Genomic DNA, 12644 nt, shown 5'->3' on the forward strand with positions numbered 1-12644 from the left:
GAGTCAATCCCGCTTCACCCCACCCCTATTTGCAAACAGGGCGTTTCCGCAATCCGAACCAAGGGCCCGAATGTTCACGCCGCCCCGGCCTGCAGCCCGCCGCGCCAGAACCAGTCGGTCCGCCGCACGCGATCAGTCCAGATTCGCTCCGCCGCCGTCCGGTTGAACAGGGCGCTGAAAGGGACGGGGGTGTCTCCCGTCTGGATGCCGGCCGGCATGTCGAGGGCCTGCACCAGAACCGGAGTGGCGCCGATGGCGGAGTCCTGTGCATCGGCCGGTTCCGGCTTGCCGATCATGCCGGCGGCACCCGACAGCGCCCCTTCGACCAATTCCAGTCCCAGCAGCCGGTTCATGTCGACCGGACCCGGCATCTCCATGCCAAGCGTCAAAGCGCGGGAGAAGCCGAACCGCTCGTAATAGGGGGCGTCGCCGACCAGGATCACCGACTGGTGGTCCAGCGCCACCGCCTTGTTCAGGCTCATCCGGATCAGCTTGCTGCCCAGCCCGCTGCCCTGCAGATGGGCGGCGACCGCGATGGGGCCGAGCAGGATGGACGGGGTGGCGCCGCCGACCAGGATCGGCCAGTAGCGGATCGTGCCCACCACCACCTCGCGCCCATGCTCGTCATGCTCGATGGCGACGAGGTTCAGGGCGGGGATCGAGTCGACGCCGTCGCGCAGCCGGTAGGCGGTCTTGGTGAAGCGGTCCGGGCCGAACGACGCGTCCAGCAGGGCTTCGATGGCGGCGGCGTGCTTCGGCTCTTCGACGGTGATGATCATGCGTGGGGCTCCCGGCGGGAAGAAGGTCTTCTCAGAAGGCTTCTGAAGGGCGGATCGCGCCGCCGCCGGAAGGCCGGGGGTGTCAGGTCCCCGTTGTGCCTTTGGCGTTCGCACGCGACCCAAGGACGGCCGCAACCGCTATGCGCGGTGCGAGGCTCCGTCGTCGGATGCGAAGGGCGTGCGAACGAGACATGGACAAGGCTCTTCGGCCGTTGCTGGGACTTGCGCATATATCATCGTCGCCCCCCTGTCGCAAGACCGTGGAGACCCGGCGATGATGCATGACTGTATCCATCACAGTGCGGGCACGGTGCGGGACGGGGACAGGGATGTCGGAGGATTGTCCGGCCGGGTTCTGGACAGTGGGGAAGGGCGACTTTATTCTGCGCTGAACCGCCGCCCAGCCACCCGGACTCCCCAGCCGCCGGCCCTTTCTCGGCCGGCGCCGTCTTCGGATCGTCTGCCAGGATCGCCAGACATGTACACCGCCGTCACCAACGACATCCGCGTCACCGTCCAGCCCGTGTTCCTGGAAGACCAGTCGGCCCCGGCCGAGGGCCGCTTCGTCTGGGCCTATCATGTCCGCATCGAGAACGAGGGCAGCGAGACGGTGCAGCTGCGCACCCGCCACTGGCGCATCACCGACGCCATGGGCCGCGTGCAGGAGGTGCGGGGGCCCGGTGTGGTCGGCGAGCAGCCGGTCCTGGAGCCGGGCGACCATTTCGAATACACCAGCGGCACGCCGCTCGGCACGCCGTCCGGCATCATGGCCGGCACCTACGGCATGGAAGGAGCGGACGGCCGCGCCTTCGACGTGACGATCCCGGCCTTCTCGCTCGACAGCCCGCACCAGCCGATGCAGCTGAACTGATCCGGGCAAGGGGGATTAGGCAGGGCTGAGTGAGCAAGGCCGATCCCGGAAATCAAAAGCAGGCAAATAATACAATAGAATGCGTGTGGATTTCGAGGCTTTCAACACTTGGCTTTGACAAGCCGCATGGCTGCCCGTACCTTGCATCCTGCTTGAAGGCCATAGGACCCGTCCCATCTTGGGGCTTCCGAAGGGCACAGGCGACCGAAGCGGGGCAGGTGCGGCCACTCCGTTCGCAGAATGGGTCCTTTCGTCCTGTCAGCCATTCGGTTGATCCGCCGAGGCTCAGGTTCCGTATCGAGCTAGACATGATGGGCGCGTTGCGCGATCCCGGCCCCGGCTGTCGCCGCCGGTCTGCGCAAGTGCGCTACCCAGTAACGGAAAGGATGTTCCCGTGACGGCTTCCAAGACCCCGCTCGCCAAGCCCCAGGGCGTGGACAACGTGCTTCGCGGCCCTGGCCGTCCCCTGCCGGAGGCGGTTGCCCGTCCGTCGCGCGCGGAAGCGGAGGAAGCCGTGCGGACCCTGATCCGCTGGGCCGGCGACGATCCGGCGCGCGAGGGTCTGGTCGGCACGCCCGACCGCGTCGTCCGCTCCTACGAGGAGTTCTTCGCCGGCTACGGCATCGATCCGGTGGAAATCCTGTCGCGCACCTTCGAGGAGACCGACGGCTACGACGAGATGGTCGTGCTGCGCGACATCCGGGTGGAGTCCTATTGCGAGCACCACATGGTGCCGATCATCGGCAAGGCGCATGTCGCCTATCTGCCGCGCCGCCGCGTCGTCGGCATCTCCAAGCTGGCCCGCCTGGTCGAGGCCTATGGCAAGCGCCTGCAGATCCAGGAGAAGATGACCGCCCAGATCGCCAACACCATCGACGAGGTCCTTCAGCCCGAGGGCGTCGCCGTGGTGGTCGAGGCGCAGCACCAGTGCATGACGACCCGCGGCGTGCACAAGACCGGCGTGACCATGGTGACCAGCCGCATGCTGGGCGCCTTCCGCACCGATCCCTCCACCCGCCGCGAATTCCTGACGATGATCGGCAACCCGACCTCGCGCGGGATGGAGTGAGTTCCAGAGGCCTTTACACCCATAACGCCGCCTGCCAAGCTCCCGCCGCTATCTGTCAGTGAGCGGTGCTGTATACGGGGTGTTGGGCATGGCGGCGAAGGTGACACCGGCGGTCAATGCGGCGAAGGCGGCGGGTGTCGCCTTCCGGCTGATGGAGTACGAGTACGACCCGTCGGCCGACGCCATCGGCCTGCACGCCGCCGAATCGCTCGGGCTCGACCCCGCCATCGTCTACAAGACCCTGATCGTCCAGCTGGAGCCCAAGGCACTGGCCTGCGCCGTCATTCCGGTGGCGGCCAAGCTGGATTTGAAGGCCATCGCCACGGCGGCCAAGGCGAAGAAGGCCGATCTTGCCGACCCGGCGCTGGCGGAAAAGACCACCGGCTTCCTGGTCGGCGGCATCAGCCCGCTGGGCCAGAAGAAGGCGCTGCCGACCTTCATCGACGCGAGCGCCGAAGCGCTGCCGGAAATGGTGGTGAATGGCGGCCGGCGCGGCCTGCAGATCGTGCTGGCCCCCGCCGATCTGGCGAAGGCGACGAAGGCGACGGTCTGCGCCATCGTCGCGCATTGATCGCCGCGCACTGAATCCGGAGTGACTGAAACCGGAATGGCGGTGGTGACCCCGGCAGGACTCGAACCTGCTGCCTCAAGTTTAGGAAACTCGCGCTCTATCCTGATGAGCTACGGGGCCACTTGCGCCGCACCTTAACGGTTTCGTTGCCAAGGTGAAAGTGGCTTTTGGGGGAAGAGCCGCGTCACGGCGTCAGTCGGAATAGCGTTCCTCCAGCCACGGGTCGGCGTGGTTGTTGTAGCCGCGGACCTCCCAATAGCCCTTGCGGTCGCCGGCCAGCAGCTCGATCCGCTTCACCCACTTCGCACTCTTCCAGAAATACAGCTTGGGCAGCACGATGCGCACCGGCCCGCCATGGTCGCGGCTGATCGGCTGTCCTTCCCAGGTCGTGGCGAGCAGCACGCCGTCGTCGTCGAAGTCGGACAGGGCGACATTGGTGGTGTAGCCGTCGAAGGAATGGAAGACGACGAAGCGCGCCTCCGGCTTGGGCCGTGCCAGTTCCAGCAGGCGGCGGGCGCTGACGCCCTCCCACCGGTTGTCGTAGCGCGACCAGGTGGTGACGCAGTGGATGTCGGAGACGAAACTCTCCTGCGGCTGGGCCTGGAAATCCTCCCACGTCCAGGACAACGGGTTCTCCACCAGCCCGTCGACCGCGAGCGTCCAGTTTGCCGTGGTCACCTTGGGCGTGATGCCGAGGTCAAGCACCGGCCAGTCCGTGACCAGCCGCTGGCCGGGCGGCAGCCGGTCGCGCGCCGGGTCGGCGGCATGGCCGGTCAGCGCACGGCCGTCGCGGGCCCATTGCTCCTTGACGGCGACCAGCTTGTCGCGGACGGCACCCTCCTGTTCGACCTCCCGGCCCGGTTCCAATCCGGTGCTCACGTCCGGTTTGGGGGGTGTATCGCTCATGGCTCGTCCTCTTCCACGTGTTCGGTTTGTCCGGCATGGGTCCCGCTTAAAAAAGGAACAGACAGTCGGGTTGGCAAGCGGAAGCGGGAGAACTAACTTCCCGAAACCCGGCATATTGGAGCCACAGTTCCACGCCAGGGTGCCGGCCGGCCGTGTCCCGCTGCCGTTCTCTGCCGCCCATATCCGAGACCACCCGAGTGATTTGCCGATGATCCGGTTCGCAGCGCCCGCCGCATCTCCCTTCGCACGCGCTTGGCGTCTATTCCTGTCACGTGGCCTCGCCGTTCTGCTGCTTGCATCCCTGCTTTCCGGAGCGGGGACGGCCGCGCTGGCGGCTTCCCCCGTGCCCGGCGCTGCACCCACCGCTCCGGCACCCGCCGCGTCCGCCGCCGCGGCCCCGGTGGTGGTGGACGAGGCGACCGTGCAGCAGTTGGAGGCGCTGGTCGGCACGCTGGAGAACCAGGACGCCCGGTCCCAGCTGGTCACGCAGCTGCGCAACCTGATCACCGCCCAGCGCGGGCTGGCCCAGGCCAAGGAGGCGGAGGGCGAATCGGCGCTGCCGCAGACCATCGGCGCCCGGGCGCTGGCCTTCCTGGCGGCGCGGATGGACGTGGTCAGCCGCCAGCTGGTGCAGGTCGCCAACGTCTTCGCCGACCTGCCGGGCGCCCTGTCCTGGGTGCAGCGGCAGGTGCAGGACGACATGGCGCGTGAGCGCTGGGTGCAGATCGCCTTCCAACTGGCGATGATCCTCGGACTCGGCGCGGTGGCCGCCCGCAGCATCGCCTGGCTGCTCGCCCGGCCGCGCAATGCGCTGGCCGCCCGCCATGTCGGTTCCGCCCTGCTGCGCATTCCCATGCTGCTCGGCCGCGCCGTGCTGGAACTGGCGCCGATCGTCGGCTTCATTATCGTCGCCTATGCCATCCTGTCGGTGACCGAACCGGCGCCGCGCGTGCGGCTGGTGGCGCTGGCGGTGGTGAACGCCACGGTCATCACCCAGGCGCTGCTGATCCTGGTGCGGATGACCTTCGCCCCCGACGCCCCCAATCTGCGGATCGTCCAGACCAGCGACGTCGGGGCGCGCCGCTGTTACGTCTGGTCGCGCCGCCTGATCGCGGTTGCCGTCTATGGCTATTTCCTGGCGGAGGGCGCCTATGTGCTCGGCCTGCCGCTGGGTGCCTACGGCGCGCTGCTGAAGCTGCTGGGCGTGGTGCTCGCCGCTATGACGATCTTGCTGATCCTGCAGAACCGCGTCGCCGTGGCCGACTGGATGCGCGGCAACCCGCTGTCGGGGGACGGCGACCCGCTGGCCACCGCCCGGCGCGAGGCGGAAGGGCAGGGGGCGGTCCTGCGCACCGCGCGCCGCCGCTTCGCCGAGATCTGGCACGTCCTTGCCATCCTCTATGTCGTGGTGACGCTGGGCGTGTGGGTGCTAAACGTCTATGGCGGCTTCGAGTATCTGGCCCGCGGCACCGTTGTGACGGTGGTGGCGGTGGTGGTGGCCCGGCTGCTGGTGGGCGGGCTGAACCGGGCGCTGCGCCGCGGCCTGACCATGAACCGCGATCTGGCCGGCAACCTGCCGCAGCTGCACACCCGCGCCTTCCACTATCTCCCCATCGTCCAGCGCATCGGCAAGATCATCATCTGGCTGGTGGCGCTGGGCGTTGCGCTGAACGGCTGGGGCGTCGACACGCTGAAGCTGGTCGAATCCGCCGCCGGCCGCCGCATCGTCGGCAGCACCATCTCCATCGGCCTGCTGCTGGCCGGCGCCATCGTCGCTTGGGAGGTGGTGAGCGCGCTGATCGAGCATCTGCTGCGTGCCACCGACAAGAACGGCACCCGGATCGAACGCAGCGCCCGCATGCGCACGCTGCTGCCGCTGCTGCGCAACGCCTTTCTGATCCTGCTGGTGACGATGGTGTCGCTGATCACCCTGTCGGAACTGGGTGTGAACATCGCGCCGCTGCTGGCCGGCGCCGGTGTCGTCGGTCTGGCCATCGGTTTCGGATCGCAGACGCTGGTCAAGGACATCATCACCGGCCTGTTCATCCTGTTCGAGGACACGGTGTCGGTCGGCGACGTGGTCGATGTCGGCGGCGGCCATTCCGGCACGGTGGAGGCGATCTCCATCCGCTCCATCCGCCTGCGCGATGGCGCCGGCGCCGTCCACTCCGTGCCCTTCAGCGCCGTGACCACCGTGAAGAACATGAGCAAGGACTTCTCGGTCACGCTGTTCACCGTCACGGTGTCCAACCGCGAGGACCCCGACCGCATCATCTCCGTGCTGAAGGAGACGGGTGCCGAGGTGCAGGCCCAGCCGCAGTTCGCCGCCGACATCCTGAACCCGCTGGAGGTGCTGGGCGTCGACAAGCTGTCCGACACCGGCATCAACATCCTGGCCCAGTTCAAGACCCGCCCGACCCGCCAGTGGGGGGTGAGCCGCGAGTTCAACCGCCTGCTGAAGAAGAAGTTCGACGAGCTTGGCATCGCCATGCCGACCCAGTCGATGCAGCTGGTCGTCGGCCAGAACCCGCACGACCGCGCGCTGGCGGAGGCGCTCAGCCAGGGGTCGTGAGGGGCAAGGCTCCGACTGTATGGAGAGGAAAGCGCCCGGCTCTGCCGGGCGTTCTCATTGCCGTCTTCGCCGTGGTGCCATCCTTACTCCGCCGGTGCCGGCGGGCAGGGCGGGCGGCGCCAGCTGCGCAGTGCGTCGTCCAGCGCGCGGGCGAAGCTGGACCGCTCGGCCGGCGACAGGAAGCTGCCGACGCCCACCGATTGGCCGTGCGAACTCAGCGTGACCTGACCGGCCGGACCGCGGCTGTCGTGGTCGGCGCGCTCGTTGTGGGTGATCCGCAGCCAATAGGGATGGAAGGACCAGCGCCGCTCCGGCGCCTTCCAGTGAACCCGCTGCACCGTCAGGGAAGTTTCGGTCAGCCGCACCCGCTCGTACTGGCGGGCGGAGCGGTAGCTGACGCGGAAGGCCAGCCACAGCGCCAGAACGTCCAGCCCGCAGAAGGGAACCACCGGCCAGGCGCCGTTGGCGATGAAGATGCCGGCGACGACCAGATTCAGCAGGATCACCACCGCCATCAGCGTCCGGTAGCCGTTGCGGCCCAGGCTGCGGTGAGGGTGGAGGATGGCGTCGAAGAACACGCGCACGGGACCGCTGCCGGCGTGATCCCCCTGGGGAGCGTCGCCGGCCTGACCGTCCGGCCGGCCGTGGGGCTGGTCGCCGGGCCGGGAGTCGGAGATGTCGATGGGCATGGCGGCAATATTAGACGACCGGCGCGCTGCTGAAAACCGCCCGTTGAAAAGCGATCCGCCGATTAAGTGCCGATTAAGTGTTGGAACGGCGGGGTTATGCCGCTTTCGACACCATCGGCACCACGCCGCCGTGCAGCACCCAGGCCATGGCGCTGTCCATCTTGGCGAAATCGCCGGCCGGCATCCCGTCGGCGGGAGCCTCCTCCAACGCATCTGCGGTGTCGCCTGCCGCCTGAACGAAGATCCGTGCCTGATCGTCGGTGCCGGCGGCGATCATCGCATCGGCCATCACCGAGGCCCAATGCCAGTCGGTCATCACCACCGCACAGCGCAGCTGGCCGCAGCGCCGAGCCAGCTTCATCAGGGCGACGACGATCTCGGGCCGGAAGTCGTCGATTTCGAAACGGTCGAACTCGATCAGGCTGCTCCATGGCGTTCCGCGGCTGCCCAGGTTGGCGCACTGCACCTCCACCTGGCGGGCGACGGCATCGCGCTGGTCGATCGACAGCGGGCCCTGCAACCGGACGTGCAGTCCCCAGTCCCTGACTTCCACAAGATAAGAAGCGGTCATATCCATATACCCTTATCCGGACCGCGCAATACAACCAGGAAGATCCATGGTTCAAGCACAGGCGTTCGGCCGGTGTCTTGCCGATCAGCAAATCATACGCCACCGCCGGATCCGGGGAGAAGCGCCATTCCTGCGACGAATTCTGTTGGATTGGCGTGATTTCTCTCCATTTCTGTCGCAATCTGCGATGCAGCGCTGCAGTTTGGATCGGTTCGCCGCATCCCGGCACCTGCTTCCCCGGCTCTGGCGCAACCCCGGCCGTTGCGGCTATGGTGGCTGCCATGAAGCCCGCCGCCGTCCAGGAATTCTTCCGCCGCCTGTCCGCCGCCAACCCGGAACCCCGGAGCGAGCTGGAATACGTCAATCCTTACACGCTGCTGGTCGCCGTCGTCCTGTCGGCCCAGGCGACCGATGTCGGCGTGAACAAGGCCACCGGCCCGCTGTTCAAAATCGTCACCACGCCCGAACAGATGGTGGTGCTGGGCGAGGAAGGGCTGCGCAACTACATTAAGACGATCGGCCTGTTCAACACCAAGGCGAAGAACGTCATCCGCCTGTCGGAATTGCTGATCGAACGCCATGGCGGCGAGGTGCCGCGCGACCGCGAGGCGCTGGAACAGCTTCCCGGCGTCGGTCGCAAGACCGCCAACGTCGTCCTGAACGTCGCCTTCGGCGAGGAGACCATCGCCGTCGACACCCACATCTTCCGCGTCGGCAACCGCACCGGGCTCGCACCCGGCAAGACGCCGGACGCGGTGGAGGCCAAGCTGCTGAAGGCGGTGCCGAAGCTCTACCGCCGCCATGCCCACCATTGGCTGATCCTGCACGGCCGCTATGTCTGCAAGGCCCGCAAGCCCGATTGCCCGATCTGCCCCGTGGCCGACCTCTGCGCCTTCAAGGACAAGGTCATCGCCTGACCCGTGCCCCATAAACGAAGTCGAGGCACGAAAAAGCCCGGCATGGCGGGAGCCAGCCGGGCTTTTTTGCGTCTGGAGCGGTTCAGACCGCTTCGGCCGTCGGGGCCTGCTCGACCGGCGCCGTGGCCGTGACCGGGGCGGCGGCCGGCTTGGTGCCCGCGCCGTAGATCTGGATGTCGCCGATCAGCTGGCCGCCGGCATCAACCGCCAGCTCGCCGAAGCGGATCGACCCGGTGATCTTGCCGGTGGAGCGCACGGTCAGACGGCCGCGGACGGCAATGTCACCCTCGAACCGGCCGGCGATGTCTGCCTCCTCGATGTCGACCGAGCCCCTGAACAGGCCCGACTCCGCGATCTCGACCAGACGGCCCTCGCGCAGCTTGGCCTCCACCGTGCCCTCGACCACCAGCACGTCGCAGGACCCGATCTCGCCGGTCAGGGAGATGTCGCGGCCGACGGTCAGGCGGCGCTGCTCCGGCATGGCCGGGGCGACCGGGGCGGGCGGAACCGGAGCGGCGGCGACCGGGGCCGCCGGGGTGCCGACGGGCATCGACGGCTGGCGCGGGGCCGAGCCCGGCATGTCGACGACGCGGCGCGGCACATCGGTCTTGAAACCGGCGCCGGGCACGGACGGCGCGGTCGGGGGCTTGGGAATGCTGTTCATGTCGGGTCCCTTCGAGGCGGAAGGCATATCGGGATAAGCCGGTGCGGCGTGCTGCGCATCGGCCAGCGCGTGGGCCATGCTGGGTGCGGCGGCGCCGGCCGCGACGGCGGACGTCGGGTCGCCGCCCTGCATCTGTCCGGGCATGTGCCCAGGGATTTGGCCGGGAACCGGATTGTTCAGCGAGGCGAGCGGCGACGAGACGGCGCCGGCCTCGCCCGGTGCGTACGGACGGGCACCCGGCTGCGGTGGGGCGGGGCTGTCGGCCTTGGGAGCGGCGGGCGGAGTCTTTCGTCCGAACAGCATGAGCGGTTCCCCCAATCTGGACTACGGGTGGCGGGATGGGCCGGAGGGCTGGAGGCCCGGTGCCGGAAGGGCGCCGCCGGGCAGGCGACGGTGTGCGGCCGTGCCGCCTAGCGGCGTATCACGGTCGTCCGGCCCGCCGCAAGGGGAGCCGACATGGACTGTAGGACATGAACCATGAAGGCGCTGGCGACGACCGGGACCAGCAAATTGACGAAGGGGATGGTCGAAAGAAAGGCGATGGCGACCCCGGCCAAAAAAGGTTTCAGCGGCCGGGCCCGCCGCAGCATCCGCGCCGACGTCCGGTCCAGCCGCCGGTGGGCGACCATCTCGAAATACTCCCGCCCGATCAGATAGCCGTTGACGGTGTAGAAGACGATCAGGTTCAGGCCCGGCGCGAAGATGTAGATCGGCAACGCCACCAGGTTGATCGCCAGAACCAGGATCAGGAAACGCAACGCCGTCGCCAGCTCCTCCAGCCAGCCGGCCTGGCGCGGGGCGGGCAGGGCCGGATAGTGGCGCGCCTCCACCCGTTCGACCACCTCGTCCAGGAAGAAGCTCGACACCATGCCGACGGTGGCCGGGAACAGCAGCCACGCCACCACCAGAACCCCCAGCCCGCCCAGCAGGTCGATGATGGTGTCGAGCCAGACATAGCCGCTGAGCGGCGTCACCGACAGTGCCCACCACGTTCCGCCGGCCAGCAGCGCATAGGCGAGCGCCGAGACGAACATGCCGGTCCACACCACCCGGCGCACGCGGGGATCGGTCAGCTGGGAGAAGGCGAGCAGAAGGGCGCGGATCATCGGCGGTCCGTGAGGCGGTGGGGGAAGGGCGCGCGGCCGCCCGCATATCTACGGCGGCCGGGCCTCGGGTTCCAGTCCCCCTTCCATCATCCCCGTCACGCCAAGGGGCTGAACACCAGCGCTGCGTTGGTCCCGCCGAAGCCGAAGCTGTTGGACAGGACATGACGGATACGCCGCTCCTTCGGCCGCAGCGGCACGAGGTCCAGGTCGCAGCCCTCCGACGGCGCGTCCAGGTTGATGGTGGGCGGGGCCACCTGGTCGCGCAGGGCCAGGATGGCGAAGATCGCCTCCACGGCACCCGCCGCCCCCAGCAGATGGCCGGTCGCCGATTTGGTCGAGGACATGGAAAGGCCGGCCGCCGCCGGACCGAACAGGCGCTTGACCGCCGCGATCTCCACCGGGTCGCCGGCCGGGGTGGAGGTGGCGTGGGCGTTGACGTAATCGACCTCCTCCGGCGCCAGCCCGGCCCGCTTCAGCGCGGCGCGCATGGCGCGGAAAGCGCCGTTGCCGTCCTCCGCCGGGGAGGTGATGTGGTAGGCGTCGCCCGACAGGCCGTAGCCGGTGACCTCGGCATAGATCCTGGCCCCGCGCCGTCGGGCATGCTCCAGCTCCTCCAGCACCAGCACGCCGGCTCCTTCGCCCATCACGAAGCCGTCGCGGTCGCGGTCCCAGGGGCGGGACGCGCGGGCCGGGTCGTCGTTGAAGCCCGTGGACATGGCGCGGGCGGCGCAGAAGCCCGCCAGACCGAGCCGGCAGAGCGCCGCCTCGCTGCCGCCGGCCAGCATGACGTCGGCGTCGTCCATGGCAATCAGCCGGGCCGCGTCGCCGATGGCGTGCGCCCCCGTCGCGCAGGCGGTCACGACCGCGTGGTTCGGCCCGCGGAAGCCGTAGCGGATCGACACGTGGCCAGATGCGAGGTTGATCAGCATCGACGGCACGAAGAAGGGCGAGATGCGGCGCGGCCCCTTCTCGTGCAGGGTCAGCGCCGTCTCGGCCAGCCCCGGCAGGCCGCCGATGCCGGAGCCGATCAGCACGCCGGTGCGCTCCTGCGCCTCCGCGCCTGCCGGGCGCCAGCCGGCATCGGACACCGCCTCTTCCGCGGCGGCGAGCGCCAGCAGGATGAAGCGGTCCATCTTGCGCTGGTCCTTCGGCGGCACCACCGCATCGGCATTGAAGACGGCATCCGGGGCCGCATCGCCGCTTTCCGGCACCTGGCCGGCGATGCGGCAGGGCAGGTCGGCGACATCGATCCCGGTTATCGCCCGTATGCCGCTCCGCCCGTCCAGAACGGCGCGCCAACTCGGCATCACGCCGGCACCGAGCGGTGTGACCGCCCCCAGACCGGTGACCACGACTCGTCTCATTGCGTTTCGTCCTTTGCAGGGATCGTCAATTCCGGACGCAGCCGCTCCGGCCGGACCGCTTCGCCGCTGTTCCGGTCGACCAGCACCGGGTCGACGGGCTGCCCGGTCTCGCTGTCGACCAGGCGGAATGCCCCGCCGGGCAGCAGCCAACGGCTGCCCCAGTCGGCCATGGCGACCAGCACCGGCAGGAAATCCCGTCCCTTGTCGGTCAGATGATAGCCGTGGCGCAGCGGACGTTCCTGGTAGGGCCGCTTCTCCAGCAGCCCGGCCTCGACCAGGGCCTGCAGGCGGCGGGTCAGCATGTTGGTGGCAAGCCCGATGCTGCGCTGGAACTCGTCGAAGCGTGTCAGGCCGCGCATCGCGTCGCGCAGGATCAGCAGAGACCACCATTCCCCGACCTCGTCGAGGCCACGGGCGATGGGGCAGGGGACATCGGTCAGCCGGGTGCGTCGCATGGCGGCGACAGTGGCATAGTCACTTTCATCATGCAAGCTACTGCCGGGACGGGCGCAACCGGGAAACATCGGGAGTGCTTCCAGGAGCCGCACTTGTGATGTGAGCGCCC

13 protein-coding genes and 1 tRNA gene are annotated in these 12644 nt (G+C 68.5%); 5 read left to right on the top strand and 9 right to left on the bottom strand.

Annotated elements, in window-relative coordinates:
* Nucleotides 1-74 precede the first annotated feature (74 nt).
* A complete protein-coding gene (locus VD964_RS07805) occupies nucleotides 75-779 on the bottom strand; it encodes an N-acetyltransferase (RefSeq protein WP_324867270.1) in 705 nt (234 codons plus the stop codon).
* Between the two features lie 478 nt (nucleotides 780-1257).
* Here VD964_RS07805 and apaG point away from each other — a divergent pair, with 478 nt between their 5' ends.
* The 3 genes from apaG (at nucleotide 1258) to ybaK (ending at nucleotide 3290) form a co-directional block, all read left to right on the top strand.
* On the top strand, nucleotides 1258-1650 hold the full coding sequence (gene apaG / locus VD964_RS07810) for a Co2+/Mg2+ efflux protein ApaG (RefSeq protein ID WP_149223700.1): 393 nt from the start codon (nucleotides 1258-1260) through the stop codon (nucleotides 1648-1650).
* Nucleotides 1651-2092: 442 nt separating this feature from the next.
* Nucleotides 2093-2719, top strand: coding sequence for a GTP cyclohydrolase I FolE (gene folE / locus VD964_RS07815; RefSeq protein ID WP_414637109.1), 627 nt, complete (start codon nucleotides 2093-2095; stop codon nucleotides 2717-2719).
* A gap of 88 nt (nucleotides 2720-2807) precedes the next feature.
* Nucleotides 2808-3290, top strand: coding sequence for a Cys-tRNA(Pro) deacylase (gene ybaK, locus VD964_RS07820; RefSeq protein WP_324867273.1), 483 nt, complete (start codon nucleotides 2808-2810; stop codon nucleotides 3288-3290).
* 43 nt (nucleotides 3291-3333) lie between these two features.
* Here the strand turns inward: ybaK and VD964_RS07825 are convergent.
* Nucleotides 3334-3410: transfer RNA gene (locus tag VD964_RS07825), tRNA-Arg, on the bottom strand.
* A 72-nt stretch (nucleotides 3411-3482) separates the two neighbouring features.
* Nucleotides 3483-4196, bottom strand: a complete 714-nt coding sequence (locus VD964_RS07830) for a sulfite oxidase-like oxidoreductase (protein WP_324867275.1) — start codon at nucleotides 4194-4196, stop codon at nucleotides 3483-3485.
* A gap of 343 nt (nucleotides 4197-4539) precedes the next feature.
* Between VD964_RS07830 and VD964_RS07835 the strand changes: the two genes are divergently transcribed.
* Nucleotides 4540-6768, top strand: a complete 2229-nt coding sequence (locus tag VD964_RS07835) for a mechanosensitive ion channel domain-containing protein (RefSeq protein ID WP_324867277.1) — start codon at nucleotides 4540-4542, stop codon at nucleotides 6766-6768.
* A gap of 83 nt (nucleotides 6769-6851) precedes the next feature.
* On the opposite strand, the gene VD964_RS07840 is transcribed toward VD964_RS07835, so the two are convergent.
* A complete protein-coding gene (locus VD964_RS07840) occupies nucleotides 6852-7457 on the bottom strand; it encodes a DUF2244 domain-containing protein (RefSeq protein ID WP_324867279.1) in 606 nt (201 codons plus the stop codon).
* A 94-nt stretch (nucleotides 7458-7551) separates the two neighbouring features.
* Nucleotides 7552-8028 (bottom strand): hypothetical protein, encoded by a 477-nt coding sequence (locus tag VD964_RS07845; RefSeq protein ID WP_324867281.1) that lies wholly within the window; start codon nucleotides 8026-8028, stop codon nucleotides 7552-7554.
* Between the two features lie 281 nt (nucleotides 8029-8309).
* Between VD964_RS07845 and nth the strand changes: the two genes are divergently transcribed.
* Nucleotides 8310-8945, top strand: a complete 636-nt coding sequence (nth, locus tag VD964_RS07850) for an endonuclease III (RefSeq protein ID WP_324867283.1) — start codon at nucleotides 8310-8312, stop codon at nucleotides 8943-8945.
* An 82-nt stretch (nucleotides 8946-9027) separates the two neighbouring features.
* Here nth and VD964_RS07855 read toward each other — a convergent pair whose 3' ends face one another.
* The 4 genes from VD964_RS07855 to VD964_RS07870 form a co-directional block, all read right to left on the bottom strand.
* Complete coding sequence (locus VD964_RS07855) at nucleotides 9028-9912, bottom strand: polymer-forming cytoskeletal protein (protein ID WP_324867285.1); 885 nt, start codon at nucleotides 9910-9912, stop codon at nucleotides 9028-9030.
* A 107-nt stretch (nucleotides 9913-10019) separates the two neighbouring features.
* Nucleotides 10020-10715 (bottom strand): EI24 domain-containing protein, encoded by a 696-nt coding sequence (locus tag VD964_RS07860; RefSeq protein WP_324867286.1) that lies wholly within the window; start codon nucleotides 10713-10715, stop codon nucleotides 10020-10022.
* Nucleotides 10716-10810: 95 nt separating this feature from the next.
* Entirely contained in the window at nucleotides 10811-12079 is a 1269-nt protein-coding gene (gene fabF, locus VD964_RS07865; RefSeq protein WP_324867288.1) for a beta-ketoacyl-ACP synthase II, read from the bottom strand.
* Nucleotides 12076-12534, bottom strand: coding sequence for a helix-turn-helix domain-containing protein (locus VD964_RS07870; protein ID WP_324867290.1), 459 nt, complete (start codon nucleotides 12532-12534; stop codon nucleotides 12076-12078). The genes fabF and VD964_RS07870 overlap by 4 nt, the downstream gene beginning before the upstream one ends.
* Nucleotides 12535-12644 lie beyond the last annotated feature (110 nt).

Origin of the sequence: Azospirillum sp. (assembly GCF_035628975.1) — a bacterium.
Lineage (GTDB): Bacteria > Pseudomonadota > Alphaproteobacteria > Azospirillales > Azospirillaceae > Azospirillum.